The sequence below is a fragment of the Aquamicrobium lusatiense genome, from assembly GCF_014201615.1.
Lineage (GTDB): Bacteria > Pseudomonadota > Alphaproteobacteria > Rhizobiales > Rhizobiaceae > Mesorhizobium > Mesorhizobium lusatiense.
Genome location: NZ_JACHEU010000001.1, coordinates 1,063,583 through 1,087,061 on the forward strand (window position 1 = coordinate 1,063,583; position 23,479 = coordinate 1,087,061).

Below are 23,479 nucleotides of genomic sequence, written 5' to 3' on the forward strand. Positions count from 1 at the left end.
GTGCAGAAGATCGTGCTAGGACAAGATGCAGAGATACAGGAGCATTCTGCCGGACATGATGGCCGATTTGAGCGACCGACAGAAGTATGGCGTGCGTCATTTCGCCAGCAATTTGTGGGCGGCACGCTGGCTGCTGGTCACGGCCATTGTTGCGGTGTTCGCGGTTTTCTTCCTCGCCGATCTGCCCTGGCTCGTCATCCCGGGCGCTATCGTCATCCTGCTGCTGGTTGCCGGCCTGACCGGATCGGCATCACATCAGCGGCAGGAACATGGCAGGAAAAGCCGCGAACCGGGGGAACTGCACAGCCTGTCGGCGGAGAACCTTGCCGCCGCCGTCACCGATCCGCTGATCGTATTCGACGATGGTGCCTCCATCATCCATGCTAATGCGGCGGCGTTGGCCGCTTTCGGCGATCTGCCTGCCGGCATGTCGCTCCAGCTCAAGTTTCGCGCGCCCGAAATGCAGGCGCTGATCGATGCGTCGCTCCGCGGCGGCGGCTCGCAATCTGTGGATTTCATCGACAAGCTGCCGGTAGAGCGCGTCTATCGCGTCACCGCCTCTTCCGTGGGTCACGGCTCGCGGCTGCATGTGCTTCTGTTTAAGGACCAGAGCGAAGCGCGCCGAATCGATCGCATGCGTGCCGACTTCATCGCCAATGCCAGCCATGAGATGCGCACGCCGCTGGCCTCCATCGCGGGGTTCATCGAGACGCTGCGCGGACCGGCCCGCAACGATCCGGCCGCGCGCGAGCAGTTTCTGCAGATCATGCAGAACCAGACCGGGCGTATGGCCCGCCTGATAGACGACATGCTGTCGCTGTCGCGGCTGGAGATGAAGCCCTATCTGAAGGCCGGGGCGCGGGTCGATCTCAGGCAGGTTCTCGATAGCGTGATCGATTCGCTTGCGCCGGTGGCAGGCGAAAACGGCCTTGCCATCGAGCGGCAATTCGCCGAAGGGCCGATGGAGGTTCCGGGTGATCGCGACGAGCTTTATCAGGTCTTCGAGAATCTTCTGGAGAATGCCTGCAAATACGGACAGGACGGAGACCGCGTTGTCGTTTCCATAGAACCGGGCGACAAGGGCGGCCAGCCCGGCATCGACGTCACGATCCGCGATTTCGGGCCCGGCATCGCCGAAGAGCATATTCCGCGCGTCACCGAACGCTTCTATCGAATCGATTCCGAGACGGCCCAGTCACGCAAGGGAACGGGGCTGGGACTTGCGATCGTCAAGCACATCCTCACCCGCCATCATGGCCGGCTTTCCATCCAGTCGGAGCTTGGCAAGGGAGCGGCCTTCACCGTTCATTTGCCGACCAACTAGAACTGCGGATGGGGCGGCGCTAGAATGGATGACAGGTTCCTTGCCGACTTTCGTGCAATTGTCATGTGAGTGGCGTAACGGAAGGGAAATAAGCGAGGCCGAATCAAAGTGGCCCTGGAGGTTCCGCCCATGCAGTCTGTGCATATTGTCAGCGCCTATGACGAGGAGCTGAAATATTTGTCGAAGCGCATTGCGGCGATGGGCGGCCATGCCGAGCGCATGGTCGAGCAGGCCATTTCGGCCCTGGTGAATTCGGATCCGGAGCTTGCCCGCAAGGTGGTCGAGGATGATACCGTTCTCGATCAGGGCCAGCGGGAAGTGGACGACAAGGCCATCCTCCTGATCGGCAAGCGCCAGCCCATGGCCACCGATCTTCGCGAGGTGATCGGTGTCATCCGCATTTCCGCGGATCTCGAGCGCGTCGGTGATCTTGCCAAGAATGTCGCCAAGCGCGTGGCTTCGGTGGGCGATGCGGTGCAGCCCGTCTCTCTCTACAGAGGCATCGAGGCGCTCTCCGATCTGGCGCTCACACAGCTCAAGGAAGTGCTCGACGTCTATGCCTCGCGCTCGGTGGCGACCATCGGTTTCGTTCGCGATCGTGATGATCAGATCGACGCCATGTACACCTCGCTGTTCCGCGAACTCCTGACCTACATGATGGAGGATCCGCGCAACATCACCCCCTGCACGCATCTGCTGTTCTGCGCCAAGAACATCGAGCGCATTGGCGATCACGCCACCAACATTGCCGAGACGATCTATTTCATCGTCACCGGCGACCAGATGCCGGTCGAGCGCCCGAAGGGCGACAAGACCGACCGCATCGTGATGCCGATAAGCTGATCGGAAAAAACCGGCGGTCAGGGCAATTCCAGCAAAATTGCGTAGCGGTTTTGCGTCCGGGATTGCGTAAGATACACGTTGTAGCCGCTTTAACGCATGTCGCCCGAAAGTGGGAACCGGTTTCGGGATAACGACATGCGCAAAAACAAGAACTTAAAGCGTGAGGAGCGAATCTGGAAGATCGCGACACGCTTTAAGGATTTTCCTGAAACACCAGCCGGGTTCGGTCGGGGGCTGAGCCAAGGGCCCTTTCAAGCAGGGATTCGGCGTGCGCATTGCGCTCGCGGGCGGTGTTGGCGCCCATCACCACCACTACATAGCGGCGACCATCGGCACTGTAGGAGGTGACGATGTTGAAGCCGGAGGCTCTTATGTAGCCGGTCTTGATGCCGTCGACGCCGGCGACGCGGCCGAGCATGTCGTTATGGCCGCGCACCAGCTTGCCCCGGAACATGAAGTCGGTGGCCGAAAAATAGTGGTAATATTGCGGGAAGCGATTGCGCAGCGCGATGCCCAGAACCGCCATGTCGCGGGCGGTGGTGAACTGCGCGTCATCGGGCAGGCCCGATGCATTGCGGAAAGTGGTGTTGCGCATGCCGAGCTGACGGGCCCTGGCAGTCATGGCGGCGGCGAAGGCCTCCTCGCTGTCGGCCAGATATTCGCCCACGGCGGCAGCCACGTCATTGGCGGATTTCACCGTCAGCGCGCGAATGGCCGTATCGACGTCGATGCGCTCGCCGGGGCGCAGGCCAAGCTTGCTGGGCGGGCGCGAGGCGGCATAGGCGGAGACGGGGATCCCCGCGTCCTTCTTGACGCGTCCTGCGGTCAGGGCCTCGAACAGCATGTAGAGCGTCATCATCTTGGTCAGCGAGGCCGGATAACGCGGCGATGTCGAGTTCATCTCGAACAGCTGCTTGCCGGTCCGTGCATCGACCACGATGGAAGCATATTTCTGCGGCGCGGCCGGAACCGAAAGCACGGCCTCCGGCGGCATTGCCGTGGTGCAGCCGGCGACCATCGCGACCAGCGTGAGGATGACAGCGAATTTCTGAAGCAGTCGGGACAATCGCGGGCCGTGAGATAAAGCTGGCTGGAACGGAATTTGGCGCGGACCCTAGCTGAAGCGATGTTCCGCGTCCATGCGCTTCAATGCCCGTTGCCAGCGGCACGATGACCGGGCCATTCTATACTTCGCTTCAAAACGGTGCGGAACTGCACGCGCAGCCATTCGTTCTAACGGCAACAGGAGGTCAAGATGTCAGAAATCGCGTCCATAGCTTCCGCCATCTTCAAGCGCGCCGGCAAGTCGGGCCGGTTCGTCGTCGCCATTGCCGGACCGCCGGGCTCGGGAAAGTCGACGCTTTCCGCAAAACTGAAGGAATTGTTGCCCGAGGGCACGGCCGAAGTGGTCCCGATGGACGGCTTCCACTATGACGACGGCGTGCTGGAACGCAGGGGTTTGCGGGAGCGCAAGGGCAGCCCGGAGACTTTCGACTTTTCCGGCTTCGAGGCCCTGCTCAGGCGCATCAGGGGCGGCGACCCGGAGATCGCCATTCCGCTGTTCGACCGCAGCATGGAACTGTCGCGCGCGGCGGCGGCCATACTGGAGCCGCAGACACGTTTCGTGCTGGTCGAGGGCAACTATCTCCTGCTTGACGAGGAGCCATGGTCGCGGTTGGCGGACCTCTTCGACTTCTCCGTCTTCCTCGATGTGCCGGACACGGTTCTGGAGAAGCGGCTTCTGGCGCGCTGGCACACGCATGGCTTTGGCGATGACGAGGCCCGCACCAAAGTCGCCTCGAACGACCTGCCCAATGCACGGCGTGTATCGGGCAGGCGCCGCGCCGCCGACATGGTGGTCGGCGACGGCGAGGAGCTTTAGCCGCGTGCGGGAATTTCCAGTCCGGCCTGCACGGCCGGGCGGGCAAGGCCGCGTTCCAGCCATTCGGCCACAGCCGGGAAATCGTCGAAACCAACCAGTTCGCGTGCTTCATAAAAGCCGATCAGGTTGCGTACCCAGCCGAGCATGGAAATGTCGGCAATGGTGTAGTCATTGTCCATGATCCATTTGCGGCCCTTGAGGCGCCCGTCGAGCACGCCGACCAGCCGGCGCGATTCGGCGCGGTAGCGCTCCAGCGGGCGCTTGTCGGCGATCTCGCGGCCGGCGAATTTGTGGAAGAAACCGAGCTGGCCGAACATCGGCCCGATCGCCGCCATCTGGAAGAACACCCACTGAATGGTCTCGTATCGGCGCGCCGCATCGGCAGGCAGGAGCTTGCCGGTCTTTTCCGCGAGATAAAGCAGGATCGCGCCGGACTCGAACAGCGCCAGCGGCGCGCCGTCCGGCCCCTTCGGGTCGATGATCGAGGGTATCTTGCCGTTCGGATTGAGCGACAGGAACTCCGGCCCCCACGTCTCGTCCTTGCCGATGTCGATATAGTGCGCCTCATATGGCAGGCCGAGTTCTTCCAGCGCGATCGAGACCTTCACACCGTTGGGCGTCGGGGCGGAGTAGAGCTGAATCCGGTCAGGATGTTGAGCGGGCCAGCGCGCGGTGACGGGAAAGGCGGAGAGATCGGCCATGGAAGAACTCCTGCGTGAGGTGGTGCCGGAATGGCGGATGCGGGACATGCGGCATGTTATGGGCCGCAGTCCCGATCAATGACAAATCACACTGCTTTGAGCGCCAGAACGGCATTGGTGCCGCCGAAGGCGAAGGCGTTGGAGATTGCAGCGCGAACCTTGCGCTCGCGTGCCGTGTTGGGCGTGATGTCCAGATCGCAGTCGGGATCGGGTTCGCGGTAATTTGCCGTTGGCGGCACGATGCCTTCGCGCATCGCCATGACGCAGGCGATCAGCTCCAGCGCACCCGATGCGCCGAGGCAGTGCGCATGCATGGACTTGGTGGACGATACGGAAAGCTTGTAGGCATGGTCGCCGAACACGCGCTTGATCGCGGACGTCTCGATCTGATCGTTGGCCTTGGTGCCGGTTCCGTGGGCGTTGAGATAGTCGATCTCTTCCGGGTTGAGGCCGGCATCGGCAAGGCAGGCGCGCATGGCGCGTTCCGGCCCTTCGATGGTGGGCGCCACGATATCGGACGCATCGCCGGAGAAGCCGGATCCCGCCACCTCAGCCAGGATGTCGGCGCCGCGCGCCACGGCATGGTCATAGCTTTCGAGAACGACCATTCCCGCGCCTTCGCCGAGCACCAGCCCTTGCCGGTCGGCCGAGAACGGGCGGCAGGTATCGGGCGACAGAACGCGAAGCGCTTCCCAGCCCTTGAGAATGCCCCACACCATCGGCGCATCCGTGCCTCCGGCCAGCATGACGTCGGCGCGGCCGAGCCTGATCTGGTCCACCGCCGAGGCGATGGCGTGGTTGGACGAGGCGCAGGCGGAGGTGACGCCGAATACCGGCCCCCGAAGCCCGAGGCTCATGGAGACATGTCCTGCCGGCGCACCCGGCATGGCCTTGGGCACGGAGAAGATGCCGGCGCGCGACTTGCCTTCGAGCAGAATGGCCCGGTAGTTTTCCTCGATGACCTCCCAGCCGCACACGCCGACACCTACGATGGTGCCGATGCGTTGCGTGTTGGTCTCGTCGATGGAAAGCCCGGCATTTCGGGCGGCTTCGCGGGCGGCGATCACCGCAAGCAGGCTGAAGCGGTCCATGGCCACCAGTTGCTTGCGCTCGACACCATGATCGGGCAGCGTTTTGATTTCGCAGCCGCTGGCAACCCTGGTGTCGTGAAGAGCGGGATTGGAAATGGGTCCGATGGCCGAACGGCCGGCCCGCATTTCATTCCAGATTTCTGCGGCACTGGTGCCGAGGCCGCAGAGACCACCCATGCCGGTGATGACGACGCGCTTGCGCATGAAGCTCCTGATCAGTTCTTCTTGGCAATCAGGGCGCGGACAGCCTCGATCATATCGCCGACATTCTTCAGGTTGCTCCAGGCGTCAACCGTATTCATCTCGATCTCGATGCCATACTGTTCCTCAAGATCGAAGATGATCTCGGTCAACTCAAGCGAATGAATTCCGAGCGAGGTCAGTTCGGTGGTGACCGTGATTTCCTCATCGCCCGGCTCGGCATGTTCCTTGATTTTGCCGATGATCTCGGTTGCCAACTGGTCAGCCATCGGGTTCCTTTCCTGTTCGTCCGGCGCGTTGCAACAGATTTCCCGTCGCGGCGACACAATCGTGTCTTCGGCAGACCCTTGTCTCTGATACCCTGATCTCCGTATGGAGCAGGCTCAACCTTCTATAGGAAGGCGGGCCTTTAGAGGCAACAGCGTTATCGGAAGCTTTCGGGATGTCCGGCACTACGTACCGGCTGCGTTAACGAAAGAGATGTTTTTTCCCGCAATAATCCTCAGCTTTCGCGCCCGGAGGTGAAGTTTCGCCAAAGTCGTCGAAACCCGCAACGTTCATGCTGCCGATGCGTTCCGGATTGAAAAGACCTTTTGCCGCCACTGCTTGACGCAAAACTCACCCCTATATATCTAGTTTGCAGGCATACGGGCTTACCCGAACAGTACTGCGCCTGGGCGCGCTGGACCCCGACAGACCGGTCGCGCATGATCTGATGCGCTGCATTTTTGCGGAAAGTTGTCTTGATGAATACGGTTCCCACGTTGAATTCGGCTGACGCAAAGCCGGTCCAGTTCCCCATTCCAGCCAATGTCTACGCCGAGACCGTGGTGTCGGTGAAACACTATACCGACAAGCTCTTTGCCTTTCGCGTGACCCGCCCGCAATCGCTGCGCTTCCGCTCCGGCGAGTTCGTCATGATCGGCCTTCCGAATGCCGAGAAGCCGGTGTTCCGCGCCTATTCCGTGGCAAGCCCCGCCTGGGACGAGGAGCTCGAATTCTTCTCCATCAAGGTGCAGGACGGTCCGCTGACCCAGCACCTGCAGAAGATCCAGCCGGGCGACACCATTCTGCTGCGCCAGAAGGCGACCGGCACGCTGGTGCTCGATGCGCTCACCCCCGCCAAACGGCTGTTCATGATTTCCACCGGAACGGGCATCGCTCCTTTCGCCAGCCTGCTGCGCGATCCCGATACCTATGAGCGGTTCGAGCATGTTTTCCTCACCCACACCTGCCGCGACCGCGCCGAACTCACCTACGGGCAGGAACTGGTGGCATCCTTGCAGGACGATCCACTGATCGGCGAGTTCGCTGCCGGCCGCGTCACGCTCTACAATTCCACGACGCGCGAGGAAACGCCGGTGATGGGGCGCATCACGGCGCTCATCGAGAGCGGCAAGTTCTACAGCGATCTCGGCATCGAGCCGCTCAACCGCGAAACAGATCGCGTCATGATCTGCGGATCAATGCACATGCTGCGCGATGTCAAGGAACTGGTCGAGGCGCGCGGCTTCGTCGAAGGCTCGCTGAACAGCCCGGCCGATTTCGTGGTCGAACGGGCCTTCGTCGGCTGAGCGGTTTTTCGGGAATTCCATTGAAAGCCCCGGTGCTCGAGCACCGGGGCTTTTCATTTTGCTGCGAACGCTGGCTGGTGCGAATGCTGGCCGCACAAGGCTTGCCTATATGCGCTTGCCGTCCTGCCCGAAGCGATAGGTGCCGGACGGATCGGGCGTGGCATAGAGCGTGGCGCCCGGCTCGGCATTGTAGACGCCGAACAGGCGCACCGTGATCAGCCCCGCCTTCTCGCAATCGAGATAGAGATTGGTGTCGGCGCCCAGATGCTCGGCATGGATGACGGTGCCTTTCCAGTCGCCCTTTTCCGGGTCGACGCTGATGTGCTCCGGCCGCACGCCGATCGATTTCACGCTTTCACCCAGCCTTGCGCCCTCGATGAAGTTCATCTTCGGCGAGCCGATGAAGCCGGCGACGAACTCGTTGGCAGGTGCGTTGTACAGCTCCATCGGCGCGCCGATCTGCTCGATGCGGCCGCCATTCAGCACCACGATGCGGTCCGCCAGCGTCATGGCCTCGACCTGATCGTGGGTGACGTAGATCATGGTCGCCTTGAGGCGGCGGTGGAGCTGCGCGATCTCCAGCCGCGTGTTGACGCGCAGCGCCGCATCCAGATTGGAGAGCGGCTCGTCGAACAGGAACAGGCTGGGTTCGCGCACCACGGCGCGGCCGATGGCGACGCGCTGGCGCTGCCCGCCCGACAGTTCCGCCGGTCGCCGCTGCAGGTAAGGATCGAGCGACAGCATGGCGGAGGCTTCCGCGACGCGCTTCTCGATCTCGGCGGCCGGCGTGCCGGCCTGCTTCAGGCCGAGCCCCATATTGTTCTTCACCGTCAGATGCGGATAGAGCGCATAGGTCTGGAACACCATGGCGATGCCGCGCTTGGCCGGCGGGGTCGCGGTCACGTCCTTGCCGTCGATGACGACCCGGCCCGAGGTGGCGTCCTCCAGCCCGGCGATGACCCTCAGCAGCGTGGACTTGCCGCAGCCCGATGGGCCGACGAAGACGACGAATTCGCCGTCCGCCACTTCGAGGTCGATGCCTTTCAGCACATCGACCTGCCCGAAGGACTTTTTCACGTTCTCAATGTTCAGCGAACCCATGTGTCGTCCTTGTTGAATGTCGCGATCCCGCTCACAGGCGAACCGGTTTGCCGGTGCGCACGCTCTCGTCGGCGGCGAGGCAGACGGCCAGCGATTTGACGGCATCGTCCATGTGGCGGGTGAGGTCGATCTCCTCGCGGATCGCCTTCAGCACGAAAGCCTGTTCGAGGTCGCACAGATCCTGATGGCCGGGCTCGCCCTGCATGGACAGCAACTGGTCCTGCTTTGCGAAGCGCCCGTCCTCGGCCGTGGCGGCGCTGTGCAGGCGGATGGTCGATGTTTTGGTATGGGTGTCGATGTCGTCCGATCTCGCACCCTCGGCCATGACGATCGACACGCAGCCATTGGGCGAGATCACATCCTTCACGAAGAAGGCGGTTTCGGAGATCATCGGCCCCCAGCCGGCCTCGTACCAGCCGACTGAACCGTCCTCGAACAGCACCTGAAGATGGCCGTAATTGTACATGCCGGCGTCGATCTCATCGGAAAGGCGCACGCCCATGCCGCGCACCTCGATCGGCTTCGCGTCGGTGATCTGGCACATCACGTCGAGATAATGCACGCCGCAGTCGACGATGGGCGACGTCGTCTTCATCAACTGCTTGTGCGTCTCCCATGTGGCGCCGGACGATTGCTGATTGAGGTTCATGCGGAACACGTAAGGGCCGCCGAGACCGCGCGCTTCCGCGATCAGCCGCATCCATGAGGGATGATGGCGCAGGATGTAGCCGATCACCAGCTTGCGGCCGTTGGCCTTTGCCGCATCCACCACCCGCTGCGCATCCGCCACCGTCGTTGCCAGCGGCTTTTCCACGAACACATGGCAGCCCGCTTCGATGGCCTCGACCGCATAGTCTGCATGGCTGTCCGAATAGGTCGCGATGCAGGCAAGCTCGGGCTTTTCGTCAGCCAGCGCTTCGGTGAAGGAGCGGCGGATCGCATGGCCGGCGAGCGGTGCCGGAAGTTCGACATCGGAGCGGTTGACGAGTGCCGCGATCTCGAAGCCCGGATTGGTCGCATAAGCCAGCGCGTGGCTGCGGCCCATATTGCCGAGCCCGGCGACGACGACGCGAACGGGTCTGGTCTCACTCACTTGACTGCTCCGGAAGTGATGCCGCGGATCAGTTGCCGCGAGAAGATGAGGTAGAGGACGAGCACCGGCAGGATCGCCAGCGAAAGCGCGGCCAGCACCGCATTCCAGTTGGTGACATACTGGCCGATGAACATCTGGGCGCCGAGCGTGACCGTCTTGGTGGCCTCGGAGGGAGCGAGGATCAGCGGGAACCACAGGTCGTTCCAGATCGGGATCATGGTGAACACGGCGACCGTCGCCATGGCCGGCCGCACCAGTGGCAGCACCAGCCGGAAGAAGATGCGGTACTCCGAAAGCCCGTCGATGCGCCCGGCATTCTTGAGGTCGTCGGAAACGCCGCTCATGAATTCGGTGAGGATGAAGATCGCCAGCGGCAGGCCCTGCGCCGTGTAGACCAGCACCAGCGCCGTCAGCGTGTTGACCAGCCCGGATGCCACCATCATCTGCAATATGGCGACGGTGCCGAGGCGAATCGGGATCATGATGCCGAGCGCCAGATAGAGCCCCATCAGCCGGTTGCCGCGAAACCGGTATTCCGACAGCGCGAAGGCCGCCATCGCGCCGAACAGCAGCACGAAGAACAGCGAGGCCACGGTGACGACAAAGCTGTTCTGGAAATAGAGGAAGAAATCGCCCTGCGTCAGCACCATGCGGTAGCCGACCAGATCGAAGGTTTCCGGCGTCGGCGGAGTGAGCGGCGAACCGAAGATCGCCTTGCGCGCCTTGAACGAGTTGATGAGGATGACGAAGACCGGAAACAGCGCAATCACCGTATAGGCGATCAGGATCGCGTGGGCGGCGACCGAGCGGGGCAGCGAGGTGGTGGCGCGGCTCATCGTGGCCTCCTCAGAACTTGTAGCGGCGCAGCCGCGTCTGGATGAGGAACAGATAGAGGCATACGCCGGCCAGGATGATGAGGAACATCATGGTGGCGATGGTCGCGCCCATGTTGCGGTCGCCGACCTGAAGCTGGAAGCCGAAGAAGGCGCGATAGAGATAGGTGCCCAGAATGTCGGTCGAGTAATTGGGTCCGGCAAGCGCCCCTTGCGCCGAATAGATCAGGTCGAAGGCGTTGAAATTGGCGACGAAGGTCAGCACCGAGATGATGCCAATCGCCGGCAGGATCAGCGGCAGCTTGATCTTCCAGAACTGCGACATGCCGGTCACGCCATCGCATTCGGCCGCCTCGATCACCTCGTCGGGAATGGACAGTAATGCTGCATAGATCAGCATCATCGGAATGCCGACGAACTGCCACACTGAGATCAGGCTGAGCGCCGTAAGCGCGTATTCTTCCTTGCCGAGCCATGGCGTGAACAGGTTCTTCAGGCCCACCAGATCGAGAAGATTGGGGGCCACGCGCCAGATTGGCGACAGGATCAGCTTCCACGCGAAGCCGACGATCACGAAGGACAGAATCGTGGGGATGAAGATGGCGGTCCGGTAGAAGGAAGAGAAGCGGAGTTTCGGGCTGGAGAGCAGAGCTGCCAGCATGATACCGATCGGGTTCTGCACCAGCATGTGGATGATGAAGAACCACACATTGTTGCCAAGCGCGTTCCAGAAGCCCTTCGACCAGTTAGGGTCGCCGAACAGCGTGCGGAAATTGCCGAGTCCGACGAAGGTCTGATCGCCGGACACATTGCGAAACAGCGAAAACTGCAATGTGCCGAACAGCGGCACGATCATGATCGCGGTGTAGACCAGCACCGCCGGCGCCAGGAACACGATGATGTGCCAGCGGAAGGGCTTTTTCGGTTTCGCGTCACTGGCCGTCATGGGCGGGGTCCGTGGTCGAAGTCCTTATCAGCATAGTCCCCCTGCGCCCTTCGGCGCCATAGGGCCGAAGGTTCTGGCTGGCAGGACATGCGTGAGAGCGGAATGGATCGCGCGGGATACCCTCCCCGGAAAACCGGGGAGGGGGTTGCTTCCTGCTTATTCGGCCGGCTTGTACCAGCTGTCGAGGCCGGTCTGCAGCTTCTTGGCCGCCTCTTCAGGCGTAACCGTGCCGTTGATCACATTGGCCGATTCAACCCATGTTTCGTTTTCGAGGTTGGGCGTGCCGCGCGACAGGATCTGGTAGGTCGAGCGGATGGTCGACTTGCACTTGTCGCGCCAGGACACGAATTCCTGCGCCAGCGGGTCTTCCATCTTCACCGGGGTCGAGTTCAGGCTGAAGAAGCCGGGAAGGGCGTTGGCGTAGATCTCTGCGAATTCAGGCGACGCCACCCAGGTGAGGAAAGTCTTCGCGGCTTCCGGATTCTTGGAAGCAGCATTCAGGCCGATGCCGATATCGGTGTGGTCGGAGATGTAGCAGGTGTCGCCGGCGGCCTTCACCGGCGGCGGGAATGCGCCCATCTCGAAATCGACCTGCGTGTTGAACACCGAGATTTCCCACGAGCCGGCCGGGAAGATGGCGGCGCGGCCGAGCGTGAACAGGTTCTGGCTGTCGGGATAGGTCTGCGCCTCGAAGCCGTCGCCGAGATAGGGCTTCCACTTCGCCAGCGTTGCGAAGGGCTCCACCCACTGCGGATCGGTCAGCTTCTGCTCACCTTTCAGCAGCGCCAGACGGCCTTCCTCGCCATGCCAGTAAGTAGGCCCGATGTTCTGGTAGCCCATGGTGGCGGCTTCCCACAGGTCCTTGGTGCCCATGGCGAGCGGAATATAGGTGCCGTCCTCCTTGATCTTGTCGAGCGCGGCGAAGAACTCGTCCTCGGTCGCCGGCGGTTCGATGCCGAGCTCCTTGAAGGCGTCCTTGTTGTAGATGAAGCCGTGGATCACCGAGGCCATCGGAACGCAGAAGGTCTGCTTGCCGTCATCGGTCGTCCATGCGGATTTGGCGACGTCGGAGAAGTTCTCCATGCCCGAAAGCTCGGTCAGGTCGGCGAGCTTGCCGCTCTTGAACAGGTCGAGCGAGGCGTCGAACGGGCGGCAGGTGATGAGGTCGCCGGCCGAGCCCGCATCCAGCTTGGCATTGAGGGCGGCATTGTACTCGGTCGGAGCTGACGGAGAGAAGACGACCTTGATGTCGGGATGCTTGGCCTGGAAGGCCGGGATCAGCTTTTCCTGCCAGATGGCGAGGTCGTCGTTGCGCCAGCTTTCGATGGTCAGCGTGCCATCCTGTGCGAAGGCTGCTGCCGAGCACAGAACACTCGATCCAAGCAGCACTGCCGTAAGAAGTTTCGTTTTCATGCTCGTCTCCCTGTTGATCCCTGATTCTTTTCAGATTGCGCCGGCATGAACGGTACCTGTCGCGGCAGGCCTCCACTCCGGAGCTTGGCAAATATTCGATAGATAAGGAAAAGGTGCGCAAATCCGGTCGGCCAGCGATCGACCCGGCGCATATGTCATGGGAAGCGATGGCCCCATGCTGCTTTCCCTCCCTTTTGTTCCTGCCAAAAAGATACCAAAAAAATACCACTTGTCCACATTGATTAACGATTTCAGGCGGCGTGCGGTAAGATATATTGAAAACGCTCGTATTTTCAGCAAATTATCAATGGTTTCCGCAAAGCGTCCATCTTGTAAAAATTAACGCTTGGATATTGGTATTTAAGTGGTATTGTAAGTTTGGAGGATCGCCGAATGGATTTCGTGCTTGGCATAGATGGCGGGGGAACCAGTTGCAGGGCAGCCCTTGCCGCGCCCGACGGGCGGGTTCTGGCCCGCGCCAGTTCGGGTGCCGCCAATATCCGCACCGACCTCACCAATGCCCGCACCCATATCGTGGAGGCCGCGCGCCGCGCTTTCGTCGAGGCCGGGCAGGATCCCGAATTGCTGGTCCGCACGCCGGCCGTGCTGGGGCTGGCGGGCGCCAATGTCGGCACCTATCGCCAGCAATTGCAGGCCATATTGCCGTTTCGCGAAAGCCGGGTCGAAAGCGATGCCGAGATCGCACTGGAAGGCGCGGTGGGCTCCGGCGATGGCGCCATCGCCGTGCTTGGCACCGGCAGCGCCTACCGGGTGCGCCGGGGTGGCGTCTCGCGTCCCGTCGGCGGCTGGGGCTTTCAGGTCGGCGATCAGGCCTCCGGCGCGCGCGTTGGCCGCGACCTTCTGGAGCAGACCCTGCTTGCCTATGACGGCATATGCGAAGCCTCTGCGCTGACGCGCGAGATCATGGCGGTCTTCCGCGACAATCCCGAGGATCTGGTCGAGTTCACCGTGAGTGCAAAGCCCGGCGATTATGGCGGCTTCGCGCCCAAGGTCTTTGAGTATGCGGCCGAGGGCGACGTGGTGGCGCGCTCCATCGTCAGCAAGGCAATCGCCGATGTGGAAGGCGCGCTTGGTGCGCTAGACCTGCGCGAAGGCGACGTGCTGTGCCTGCTCGGCGGGCTTGCCGGCCTTTATGCGCCGCTGCTTGCCGCGCGCTACCAGCCGCTGCTGCGCGAACCGCGCGGCGATGCGCTGCTGGGCGCGGTCCGTATGGCCGCACGCCGGTTCGGCACCTCCGTGGAGACGGTGAATGGCTGAAGTCGCCGATCATCTGTTCTCGGATGTGAAGGGCGCGCCGTCCGGCCAGCCACTCTATCTTCGCCTGCGCCGCGCCATAGAAGAAGCCGTCGACAGCGGCGTGCTCGGGCCGGGCGATGCCCTGCCTTCCGAGCGTGACATCGCCCTGCAGGCCGACATCTCGCGGGTGACGGTGCGCAAGGCGGTCAGCGATCTGGTTCGCAGCGGGGTGCTGGTTCAGCGCCATGGCTCGGGAACTTTCGTCGCGCCCCGGGTGGAGCGGGTCGAGCAGTCTCTTTCAAGGCTGACCTCCTTTACCGAGGACATGGCCCGGCGCGGCAAGACCGTGCGTTCGCAATGGCTGGACCGGGGGGTGTTTACGCCCTCGCCGGACGAAATGATGGTGCTCGGCCTGGCGGCCAGGGAGCTGGTCGTGCGCATGTCGCGCCTGCGCATCGCCGATGGCACGCCGCTCGCCATAGAGCGCGCCTGCATGTCGGCGGCGATCCTCCCGGACCCGGAGCGAATCGGTGCCTCGCTCTATGCCGCGCTGGCTGAAACCGGACACCGCCCGGTGCGTGCGGTGCAGCGGATTTCGGCGGCCAATCTTTCCGGTTCCGACGCAGAATTGCTGGAAGTGCCCGCCGGATCGGCCGGATTGCGCATAGAACGCATTTCCTATCTTGCCAGCGGCCGCGTGGTGGAGTTCACACGGTCGATCTACAGGGGGGATGCTTATGACTTCGTGGCCGAGTTGCGTCTGAGTGCCCCCGCAGACGACAATGGAGTTCCTGCATGACGACGACACACACCCATATGCGCCGCGAAGTGGAAGAGATTCCGCAGGCGGTTGCCCGGTTGCTCGACCGCTCGGGCACAGTTCTGGAGCAGGCGGGCAAGGATTTGCGCCGCCGTGATCCGGCCTTTGCCATCACGGTCGCACGTGGATCGTCCAGCCATGCCGCGACCTATCTCAAATATGTCAGCGAACTGGAACTGGGCCTGCCATTCGCCCCCGTCGGCCCCTCCGTAGCCTCGATCTATGGCGCGAAGCTGCGGCTGAAAGGGGCCGCGTGCATCTCGGTCTCGCAATCCGGCAAGAGCCCCGACATCGTTGCATTGGCGCAAAGCGCCCGTGCGCAGGGAGCGCTGACCATCGCCCTGACCAATACGGCCGACTCGCCGCTGCCGCGCGACAGCGATCATGCCGTGGATATCATGGCCGGCCCCGAACTCAGCGTCGCCGCCACCAAGACGTTCGTCAACTCCATCGTTGCCGGTCTCGGTCTGCTTGCCCATGCTGCAGGCGATGAGAAATTGCTGTCCGCCCTGAAAGCGCTGCCGGAGCAGTTGCAAAAGGCCATCGACTGCGACTGGAGTGCGCTGACCGGCGCGCTGGAGGGCCGCAGTTCGCTCTTCGTGCTCGGCCGCGGACCGTCGAGCGCGATCGCCAGCGAGGCTGCGCTTAAATTCAAGGAAACCTGCGGCATTCATGCCGAAGCCTACAGTGCAGCCGAGGTCATGCATGGCCCGATGGCGCTGGTCGGCGGCGGCTTTCCCGTGGTCGCGCTGGCGGCACGGGATGCTGCCGAGCCCTCCGTCGCCGCTTCCGCCGATGCGCTTGTGGCCCGGCAGGGCGCGGTTTTCGCGACCAGCGCGCTTGCAACGCAGGCGGCGCGTCTGCCCTTCGTTGCCACCGGCCATCCGCTCACCGATGCGCTGCCGCTGGTCGTGTCCTTCTATGCATTTGTCGAAGCTTTTGCGCGCCACAGGGGGCTGAACCCGGACATGCCGCGCAATCTGCGCAAGGTGACGGAAACGGTATGAGCGAGCGCTTCGCCCTCTGCGGGGCCAGAATATTCGATGGCCAGGTCTGGCATGACGATGCCTGCCTCGTAGTGGCCTATGGCGAGATCGAGGCGATCCTTCCGCCGGAAAGCCTGCCCGCGGATCTGAAGCGGGTGCAGGCCGGCGGTTCCATGCTGGCGCCGGGATTCATCGACCTGCAGGTCAATGGCGGCGGCGGGGTGATGCTCAACGATCATCCCGATCTTGCTTCCATCGAAACCATCTGCGCGGCCCACGTGCCGTTCGGCACCACGGCTCTGCTGCCGACCCTGATCACCGACACGCCTGAAATCACCGCCGCCGCCATCGAAGCCGGGCGGCAGGCTGCGGAAAAGCAGGTGCCGGGTTTCCTCGGCCTGCATCTGGAAGGGCCGCACCTGTCGCTGAAACGCAAGGGTGCGCATGATCCGGTATTGATCCGCAAGATGGATGAGGCCGATCTGAAGGCGCTGGTGGCGGCGGCCGGCATCGTGCCGGTACTGCTGACGACGGTCGCGCCGGAATCGGTCAGCACTGCGCAGGTCGAGACGCTGGCGAAGGCTGGCGTCATCGTCAGCCTAGGCCATTCCGACACCACCCATGCCACGGCCAGCACCTATGCGAATGCGGGTGCCTCGATGGTGACGCATCTCTTCAACGCGATGAGCCCGCTGGGCAGCCGCGAGCCGGGGCTGGCGGGTGCGGCCATCGACACCGGCACATTGTTTGCCGGGCTGATCGCCGATGGCATTCATGTCGATCCGGCGACCATGGCGATTGCGCTGCGCGCCAAGCGTGGGCCGGGAAAGATATTCCTCGTGACCGATGCCATGGCGACCATCGGCACGCACATGTCTTCCTTCACCCTGAACGACCGCACCATCTATCGTCGCGAAGGCAGCCTGAGGCTGGGCGACGGGACGCTTGCCGGGGCCGATCTGGACATGATTTCGGCCGTGCGCTTCGTCCACCACACGCTCGGCTTCGAGCTGGACGAAGCGCTGCGCATGGCCTCCGCCTATCCGGCTGAGGCGGTCGGCCAGTCGCAGCGCCTCGGAAGACTGGCGAAGGGCATGCGCGCCAACATCGTCGCCCTCACGGAAAACCTTGAGGTCGCTTCCGTGTGGATTGATGGCGTGCGCGAATTCAGGGCCTGACAGCGCGTCCGCGATCTGGAATGTTTATGCTTTCTTCCGAATAGCAGAAACATTCCAGCCTGTTAGTTTCACGCAATTCCGAACGCAGAACCGCTGCGCACTTTTGCCGGAATTGCTCTAGCCGCGCGCTGCGTCCGCCGCCGTGCGGATCGCCTCGATGTTGGTGCGGTAGGACTCCACCGTGCCGCCCTTGAATACGGCAGCACCCGCCACCAGCACATTCGCGCCGGCGGCAGCCACCAGCGGAGCTGTTTCAGGCGTCACGCCGCCATCGATCTGAATGTCGATGGGACGATTACCGATCATCGCCCTGACGCGCTTCACCTTCTCGACCACCGAGGGAATGAAGGCCTGCCCGCCGAAGCCGGGGTTTACGGTCATCAGAAGCACGAGATCGAGCCGGTCGAGCACATATTCGATGACGTTTTCGGGGGTGCCCGGGTTGAGAGAGACGCCGGCCTTCTTGCCGAGGTTGCGGATGGTCTGCAGAGACCGGTCGAGATGCGGGCCGGCCTCGGCATGAACGGTGATGCCGTCGCAACCGGCCTCCGCGAAGGCGGCGAGATAGGGATCGACCGGCGCAATCATCAGATGGGCGTCGAAATAGGCGTCGGTGCGGTTGCGGATCGCCTTGATGATCGGCGCGCCGAAGGTGATGTTGGGCACGAAGTGGCCGTCCATCACGTCCAGATGCACCCAGTCCGCGCCCGCTTCGACGATCGCCTCGACCTCGTAGCCAAGCTTCGAGAAATCCGACGACAGAACCGACGGTGCGATCAGGGTTCTTGCGCTCATGCCTGCACTCCTGCCTGTAGGGTTGAGCCGGGTGAGGATGACCCGGGAAACATTTGAGGTGCCTATAGCATCGCAGTCAAAACCGGACACAGCTTTTTTGGCATTATCCTGTGCTTGTGGGCACTGTTTCACGCTGATGGCCTACACTTCGTCAAAGTCCTGCCATATGTCAGCCAGATATCACGTTCCGGAGGCGGTTTTGAACGGCGCGGTCTCGACAATCCAAAAGGGTATAGCCCGCACCTGCATCATGGGTGCGTGCCTCATCGTCGCGGGATGCGGCAACTCCATCGTGGAGCGGCAGGATGAGGTGGTGGCGTCGGCGCTGCCTTATGACAGCGTACCCTGCGACACGCTGTTCATGCACCGCGATACGCTCGCCGCCCAGTACGGATTGCCGCTGGACGCCAGACCCGTCTTCGTGCGCCAGCCCTACGGCATGGGGCCACTGACGCCGGATGTGCGCTCCGAACGCCGCCGCAAGGCCGAGGCCGCGCGCGGCGAGATAGACGCCATGAACAGGTCGCTGACGCGCCGCAAATGCGTGGAGCCCGCGCCGGTCCTGCCTCAGTAACCGGCTTCGCGGTCAACCAGATTTTCCAGCGTGCCGTCCCGCTCATAGGCGGCCATCTGCGCAAGCATCACCGGCACCAGATGCACAGGATCGGAAGTGGCCGCCGCATGCGGCGTGACGAATACCTTCGGGTGGTTCCACAGCGGGCTCGTCTTTGGCAGTGGTTCGATCTCGAACACGTCGAGGCTCGCTTCTTTCAGCGTTCCATCGTCCAGCGCGCGCAGGATGTCGGTTTCCTTCTGCAGCCTGCCACGCCCCGCATTGATGAGCACCGCGCCTCCCAGCGCGTTGCGCCTGCGCAGTTCCTTCAGAAGCTTGTAATCGATGATGCCTTTGGTGGTCTGCGTGAATGGCAAAAGAACCAGCAGAATGTCGGTGGCGTTGAGGAACGGCACGAGCCCGGCATCACCGGCATAGCTGTTCACGCCATCCATCCGACGTTCTGAGCGCGACCAGCCATTGATGCGGAAGCCGAGCGGCATGAGCGCTCTGGCGGCTGCCCGGCCGAGATGGCCAAAGCCCATGATGCCGACCGAGACATCCCCGGCGTTGCGCTGTTCGACATCGCGCCAGGCGCGCAGGCGCTGGTTCTCCCGGTATTGCCGGCCGTGACGATGGTGATCGAGCACGCGCCACACGACATATTCCACCATGTGCTGCGTCAGGTCTTCCGCAACCACGCGCACCACCGGCACATCGGTGGGGATGGTGGGATCTTCCATGATGTGGTCGACGCCCGCGCCGACCGAGAAGATGACCTTGAGGTTTGGCAGCCCGACAAGCAGGTTCGGTTTCTGCTTCCACACGACCGCATAGGTGATGGACGGATCGGTGCCGGGTTCGCGCTCCAGAATGACGTCCCGCTCCGCTGCCACCAGATCGTGCCAGCGCTGGGGATGGAACGCGTTGACCGCAAGCAGAACGCGGCCCGTGCCTGATATGCTCAAAATATCCTCCTCGCCACTATTCCGAAACGACGCCCTCCGGAGCCGTCTCGATGCGGAAGGCGGCCGAGATCAGCGCCTTCGTGTAGTCGGTCTGCGGCGCCTCGAAAATCTGGGTCGAGGGGCCGGCTTCCACCACCTTGCCGTTGCGCATGACGATCACCTCATTGGCGAGCGCGCGCACCACCTTCAGGTCGTGGCTGATGAACAGATAGGCGAGGTTGTGCTTTGCCTGCAGGTCGCGCAGCAGGTCCACCACCTGCGCCTGCACGCTCATGTCCAGCGCCGAGGTCGGCTCGTCCAGCATGACGAAGCGCGGCTTGAGCACCATGGCGCGGGCTATGGCGATGCGCTGGCGCTGGCCGCCGGAAAATTCGTGCGGGTAGCGGAAGCGCGTTTCCGGATCGAGGCCGACTTCTCTGAGCACGTCGACCACGCGGTCGTCGCGCTCGTCGGGCGAGAGCTTCGGTTCGTGGATCTTCAGCCCTTCCTCGATGATCTCCGACACCGACATGCGCGGGCTGAGCGACCCGTAAGGGTCCTGAAACACGATCTGCAATTCGCGCCGCAGCGGCCGCATCTCGTTGAACGACAGAGCGTCGATGTCGCGTCCGTCGAAACGGATCTTGCCGGTGGAAGAGATCATGCGCGCCAGGGCAAGGCCGAGCGTCGTCTTGCCGGAGCCGGATTCGCCGACGATGCCCAGCGTCTGGCTCTCGCGCACCGTCACGTCGATGCCGTCCACCGCCTTCACATGGTCCACCGTCTTGCGGAAAAAACCCTGCTTGATCGGGAACCAGACTTTCACGTCTTCCCCGTGCATCACGGGTCTGGCGGCGGGGTCGGCGGCCGGCGGCTTGCCCCTTGGCTCGGCAGCCAGAAGATGGCGGGTGTATTCGTGCTGCGGATTGGCGAAGATTTCCTTCGTCGGCCCGGTCTCGACCACCTTGCCTTTTGTCATCACGCAGACCCGGTCGGCGATCTTGCGCACGATGCCGAGGTCGTGGGTGATGAACAGCATCGACATGCCGTTGTTCTTCTTCAGGGTGTCGAGCAGCAGCAGGATCTGGGCCTGAACCGTCACGTCGAGCGCTGTCGTCGGCTCGTCTGCGATCAGCAGTTCCGGCTCGTTGGCGAGCGCCATGGCGATCATGACGCGCTGGCGCTGCCCGCCTGAAAGCTGGTGGGGATAGGCGTCGAGCCGCTTTTCCGGCTCGCGGATTCCCACCTCGTTGAGCAGATCGAGCGTGCGTTTGCGGGCCTGCGCGTCGCTCATGCCGCGATGCAGCTTCAGCACCTCGACGATCTGCTGCTCGATGGTGTGCAACGGGTTGAGCGAGGTCATCGGCTCCTGAAAGATCATGGTGATCTTGTTGCCGCGCACCTTGCGCAACTCGTTCTCGCCAAGCCGCATCAGGTCCTTGCCGCCGAACAGGATTTCGCCCGAGGGATGGCTGGCCGGCGGATAGGGCAGAAGTTTCAGCACTGACAGCGCCGAGACCGACTTGCCCGAGCCGGATTCGCCCACCAGTGCCAGCGTCTCGCCCTTGCCGATGTCGAACGACACGTGATCGACGGCGAGCGAGGTCTTGCCGCCTTGCGAAAAGGCGACCGAGAGATCGCGAACGGAAAGGAGGGGCGTGCTCACCTGAACGTCTTCCTCGGGTCGAAGGCGTCGCGCGTGGCTTCGCCGATGAAGATCAGCAGCGAGAGCATGATCGAAAGGGTGATGAAGCCGGTGATGCCGAGCCATGGCGCGTTGAGATAGCGCTGGCCCTGCTTGAGCATTTCACCCAGAGAAGCCGATCCCGGCGGCAGGCCGAAGCCGAGGAAGTCGAGCGAGGTCAGCGTCGAGATCGAGCCGTTGAGGATGAAGGGCAGGAAGGTCAGCGTCGCCACCATGGCATTGGGCAGCAGGTGACGGAACATGATGGTGCGGTTGGAGACGCCGAGCGCGCGGGCCGCGTTCACATATTCGAAGTTGCGTGCGCGCAAAAATTCCGCTCGTACCACGCCGACGAAGGCCACCCATGAAAACAACAGCATCAGGCCAAGCAGGATGAAGAAGCCGGGCGGCAAGACCGCCGCCACGATCAGCAGCAGGTAGAGGACAGGAATGGCCGACCAGATTTCGATGAAGCGCTGGAACAGGAGGTCGACCCAGCCGCCGAAATAACCCTGAATGGCGCCGGCGGAGACGCCGACGATGGCCGAGCCCAGCGTCAGCGTCAGCCCGAACAGCACCGAGACGCGAAAACCGTAGATGACGCGCGCCATGACATCGCGGGCCTGATCGTCGGTGCCGAGCCAGTTCCAGTTGCCGACGATGCAGTCGGGATCTGCAGCACCCTGCGGATACTGGGCGCAGCGCGTGGCGGCATCGTAGCTCCACGAGGGCTTGGCCGGGGCTGCCTGCGGCACCGCATTGTTGACGGTGCGGTAGGAATAGCGGATCGGAGGCCAGATCATCCAGCCATTGGCCTCGATCTCGTCGCGGATCACCGGATCGCGATAATCGGTGACGGCATAGAAGCCGCCGAATTTCTCTTCCGGATAGGCGACGAGGACGGGGAAGAGAATTTCGCCCTTGTAGGAGGCGATGATCGGCTTGTCGTTGGCGATGAACTCGGAAAACAACGAGGCAACGAACAGGAAAAGGAAAATCCACAACGACCAGTAGCCGCGACGGTTCGCCTTGAAGTTCGCCCAGCGCCGCTGGTTGAGCGGTGACAGAAACGGCCTGCGCCGTCTTGGCGTGACAGGCTGGGGAGCGACGCCTTCAGCACCCGTCTTCATGGTGGCCTCGACCATCACACGTCCCTCCGGTCGAAATCGATGCGGGGGTCGATCCAGGTGTAGGTGAGATCGGAGATGAGGCTGACGAACAGGCCGATCAGCGAGAAGATATAGAGGTTGGCGAACACCACCGGATAATCGCGATCGACCACCGACTTGAAGCCGAGGAGGCCCAGCCCGTCGAGCGAGAAGATGTTCTCGATCAGCAGCGAGCCGGTGAAGAAGGCCGAGATGAACGCTCCGGGAAAGCCGGCGATGACGATCAGCATGGCGTTGCGAAACACGTGGCCGTAGAGCACCCGGTGCTCGGAGAGACCCTTGGCGCGCGCCGTCACCACATATTGCTTGCGGATCTCGTCGAGGAAGGAGTTCTTCGTCAGCAGCGTGTTGGTCGCGAAGGCCGACAGCACCATCGCCGTCAGCGGCAGGGTCAGGTGCCAGAAATAATCGAGGATGCGGTCCGGCCACGACATCTGCGACCAGTTGTCGGAGGTGAGCCCCCGCAGCGGAAACAAGTCCCAGAACGAGCCGCCGGCGAACAGGATCATCAAAAGAATGGCGAACAGGAAACCGGGAATCGCATAGCCGACGATGACGATGGCGCTCGTCCATGTGTCGAAGGCCGAGCCGTCCTTCACCGCCTTGCGGATGCCGAGCGGGATCGAGATCATGTAGGAAATCAGGGTGATCCATAAGCCCAGCGAGATCGACACCGGCATTTTTTCGAGGATCAGGTCGACCACCGATATGTCGCGGAAATAGCTGTCGCCGAAGTCGAAGCGGGCATAGTTCCACAGCATCAGGCCGAAGCGTTCCAGCGGCGGCTTGTCGAAGCCGAACTGCTTTTCAAGCTTGGCGATGAATTCGGGATCGAGGCCCTGCGCGCCGCGATATTTGCTGGAGATGTTGCCGCCCCCGGCCTCGAAGCCGCCGGCCATGCCCATGTCGCCACCGCCGCCGGACCCGAGGCGATCGCTGGAATCGCCCCCCTGACCGGTGAGGCGGGCAATCACCTGCTCCACCGGGCCGCCGGGCGCGAACTGGATGACGACGAAGGAAATCGCCATGATGCCGAAAAGGGTCGGGATCATCAGCAGCAGGCGGCGCAGGATATAGGCACCCATCAG

General features: G+C 62.7%; 23 protein-coding genes. 9 read left to right on the forward strand and 14 right to left on the reverse strand.

The genetic code is table 11. From position 1 onward, the window contains the following. The first annotated feature begins 58 nt into the window (after positions 1 to 58). Positions 59 to 1,324, forward strand: coding sequence for a sensor histidine kinase (locus HNR59_RS05080; RefSeq protein ID WP_183831342.1), 1,266 nt, complete (start codon positions 59 to 61; stop codon positions 1,322 to 1,324). A gap of 129 nt (positions 1,325 to 1,453) precedes the next feature. After that, positions 1,454 to 2,167, forward strand: coding sequence for a phosphate signaling complex protein PhoU (gene phoU / locus HNR59_RS05085; RefSeq protein WP_183826846.1), 714 nt, complete (start codon positions 1,454 to 1,456; stop codon positions 2,165 to 2,167). A gap of 193 nt (positions 2,168 to 2,360) precedes the next feature. Here phoU and HNR59_RS05090 read toward each other — a convergent pair whose 3' ends face one another. Beyond that, positions 2,361 to 3,185 (reverse strand): D-alanyl-D-alanine carboxypeptidase family protein, encoded by an 825-nt coding sequence (locus HNR59_RS05090; RefSeq protein ID WP_183831344.1) that lies wholly within the window; start codon positions 3,183 to 3,185, stop codon positions 2,361 to 2,363. A 237-nt stretch (positions 3,186 to 3,422) separates the two neighbouring features. On the opposite strand from HNR59_RS05090, the gene HNR59_RS05095 reads away from it, so the two are divergent. Next, a complete protein-coding gene (locus HNR59_RS05095) occupies positions 3,423 to 4,049 on the forward strand; it encodes a nucleoside triphosphate hydrolase (RefSeq protein ID WP_183826849.1) in 627 nt (208 codons plus the stop codon). Here the strand turns inward: HNR59_RS05095 and HNR59_RS05100 are convergent. The 3 genes from HNR59_RS05100 to HNR59_RS05110 all read right to left on the reverse strand — a co-directional run bounded on the left by HNR59_RS05100 (position 4,046) and on the right by HNR59_RS05110 (position 6,311). Then, on the reverse strand, positions 4,046 to 4,750 hold the full coding sequence (locus HNR59_RS05100) for a glutathione S-transferase family protein (protein WP_183826852.1): 705 nt from the start codon (positions 4,748 to 4,750) through the stop codon (positions 4,046 to 4,048). The two genes, HNR59_RS05095 and HNR59_RS05100, sit on opposite strands and share 4 nt — an antisense overlap. Positions 4,751 to 4,836: 86 nt before the next feature. Further along, positions 4,837 to 6,045 (reverse strand): beta-ketoacyl-[acyl-carrier-protein] synthase family protein, encoded by a 1,209-nt coding sequence (locus HNR59_RS05105; RefSeq protein ID WP_183826854.1) that lies wholly within the window; start codon positions 6,043 to 6,045, stop codon positions 4,837 to 4,839. Positions 6,046 to 6,056: 11 nt separating this feature from the next. Further along, complete coding sequence (locus tag HNR59_RS05110) at positions 6,057 to 6,311, reverse strand: acyl carrier protein (RefSeq protein WP_183826857.1); 255 nt, start codon at positions 6,309 to 6,311, stop codon at positions 6,057 to 6,059. Between the two features lie 477 nt (positions 6,312 to 6,788). On the opposite strand from HNR59_RS05110, the gene HNR59_RS05115 reads away from it, so the two are divergent. After that, positions 6,789 to 7,616 carry a ferredoxin--NADP reductase gene (locus tag HNR59_RS05115; protein WP_183826860.1) on the forward strand — a complete coding sequence of 276 codons (828 nt, stop codon included), beginning with the start codon at positions 6,789 to 6,791 and terminating at the stop codon, positions 7,614 to 7,616. A gap of 105 nt (positions 7,617 to 7,721) precedes the next feature. Here the strand turns inward: HNR59_RS05115 and HNR59_RS05120 are convergent, their stop codons facing one another. The 5 genes from HNR59_RS05120 to HNR59_RS05140 form a co-directional block, all read right to left on the reverse strand. Then, positions 7,722 to 8,717 carry an ABC transporter ATP-binding protein gene (locus HNR59_RS05120; protein ID WP_183826863.1) on the reverse strand — a complete coding sequence of 332 codons (996 nt, stop codon included), beginning with the start codon at positions 8,715 to 8,717 and terminating at the stop codon, positions 7,722 to 7,724. A gap of 31 nt (positions 8,718 to 8,748) precedes the next feature. Continuing rightward, complete coding sequence (locus HNR59_RS05125; protein WP_183826866.1) at positions 8,749 to 9,810, reverse strand: Gfo/Idh/MocA family oxidoreductase; 1,062 nt, start codon at positions 9,808 to 9,810, stop codon at positions 8,749 to 8,751. Then, positions 9,807 to 10,646 carry a carbohydrate ABC transporter permease gene (locus HNR59_RS05130; protein WP_183826869.1) on the reverse strand — a complete coding sequence of 280 codons (840 nt, stop codon included), beginning with the start codon at positions 10,644 to 10,646 and terminating at the stop codon, positions 9,807 to 9,809. Before HNR59_RS05130 ends, HNR59_RS05125 begins: the two co-directional genes overlap by 4 nt. A gap of 10 nt (positions 10,647 to 10,656) precedes the next feature. After that, on the reverse strand, positions 10,657 to 11,589 hold the full coding sequence (locus HNR59_RS05135) for a carbohydrate ABC transporter permease (RefSeq protein WP_183826872.1): 933 nt from the start codon (positions 11,587 to 11,589) through the stop codon (positions 10,657 to 10,659). A gap of 156 nt (positions 11,590 to 11,745) precedes the next feature. After that, positions 11,746 to 13,002 carry an ABC transporter substrate-binding protein gene (locus HNR59_RS05140; RefSeq protein ID WP_183826875.1) on the reverse strand — a complete coding sequence of 419 codons (1,257 nt, stop codon included), beginning with the start codon at positions 13,000 to 13,002 and terminating at the stop codon, positions 11,746 to 11,748. 393 nt (positions 13,003 to 13,395) lie between these two features. Here HNR59_RS05140 and HNR59_RS05145 point away from each other — a divergent pair, with 393 nt between their 5' ends. From HNR59_RS05145 to nagA, 4 genes are read left to right on the forward strand one after another with little or no spacing between them, the layout of a single operon-like run. After that, the gene (locus HNR59_RS05145) at positions 13,396 to 14,280 is read left to right on the forward strand and encodes a glucosamine kinase nucleotide-binding domain-containing protein (protein WP_183826878.1); all 885 of its coding nucleotides are present in this window, start codon (positions 13,396 to 13,398) and stop codon (positions 14,278 to 14,280) included. Next, positions 14,273 to 15,058, forward strand: coding sequence for a GntR family transcriptional regulator (locus HNR59_RS05150; protein ID WP_183826881.1), 786 nt, complete (start codon positions 14,273 to 14,275; stop codon positions 15,056 to 15,058). The genes HNR59_RS05145 and HNR59_RS05150 overlap by 8 nt, the downstream gene beginning before the upstream one ends. After that, entirely contained in the window at positions 15,055 to 16,086 is a 1,032-nt protein-coding gene (locus HNR59_RS05155) for an SIS domain-containing protein (RefSeq protein ID WP_183826884.1), read from the forward strand. Before HNR59_RS05150 ends, HNR59_RS05155 begins: the two co-directional genes overlap by 4 nt. Further along, positions 16,083 to 17,243, forward strand: a complete 1,161-nt coding sequence (gene nagA / locus HNR59_RS05160; protein WP_183826887.1) for an N-acetylglucosamine-6-phosphate deacetylase — start codon at positions 16,083 to 16,085, stop codon at positions 17,241 to 17,243. The genes HNR59_RS05155 and nagA overlap by 4 nt, the downstream gene beginning before the upstream one ends. A gap of 117 nt (positions 17,244 to 17,360) precedes the next feature. Here nagA and rpe read toward each other — a convergent pair whose 3' ends face one another. After that, positions 17,361 to 18,038 (reverse strand): ribulose-phosphate 3-epimerase, encoded by a 678-nt coding sequence (gene rpe, locus HNR59_RS05165; protein WP_183826890.1) that lies wholly within the window; start codon positions 18,036 to 18,038, stop codon positions 17,361 to 17,363. A 199-nt stretch (positions 18,039 to 18,237) separates the two neighbouring features. On the opposite strand from rpe, the gene HNR59_RS05170 reads away from it, so the two are divergent. Continuing rightward, entirely contained in the window at positions 18,238 to 18,612 is a 375-nt protein-coding gene (locus tag HNR59_RS05170) for a hypothetical protein (protein ID WP_246374501.1), read from the forward strand. Here HNR59_RS05170 and HNR59_RS05175 read toward each other — a convergent pair. Genes HNR59_RS05175 through HNR59_RS05190 form a run of 4 tightly spaced genes read right to left on the reverse strand, consistent with a single transcriptional unit; the run spans position 18,606 to position 23,476 of the window. After that, positions 18,606 to 19,559 carry a 2-hydroxyacid dehydrogenase gene (locus HNR59_RS05175; protein WP_210307206.1) on the reverse strand — a complete coding sequence of 318 codons (954 nt, stop codon included), beginning with the start codon at positions 19,557 to 19,559 and terminating at the stop codon, positions 18,606 to 18,608. The genes HNR59_RS05170 and HNR59_RS05175 overlap by 7 nt on opposite strands. 16 nt (positions 19,560 to 19,575) lie before the next feature. Continuing rightward, positions 19,576 to 21,204 (reverse strand): ABC transporter ATP-binding protein, encoded by a 1,629-nt coding sequence (locus tag HNR59_RS05180; RefSeq protein ID WP_343060674.1) that lies wholly within the window; start codon positions 21,202 to 21,204, stop codon positions 19,576 to 19,578. Continuing rightward, the gene (locus HNR59_RS05185) at positions 21,201 to 22,367 is read right to left on the reverse strand and encodes an ABC transporter permease (RefSeq protein WP_183826896.1); all 1,167 of its coding nucleotides are present in this window, start codon (positions 22,365 to 22,367) and stop codon (positions 21,201 to 21,203) included. Before HNR59_RS05185 ends, HNR59_RS05180 begins: the two co-directional genes overlap by 4 nt. Beyond that, a complete protein-coding gene (locus tag HNR59_RS05190) occupies positions 22,367 to 23,476 on the reverse strand; it encodes a microcin C ABC transporter permease YejB (RefSeq protein ID WP_183826899.1) in 1,110 nt (369 codons plus the stop codon). The genes HNR59_RS05185 and HNR59_RS05190 overlap by 1 nt, the downstream gene beginning before the upstream one ends. Positions 23,477 to 23,479: the final 3 nt, after the last annotated feature.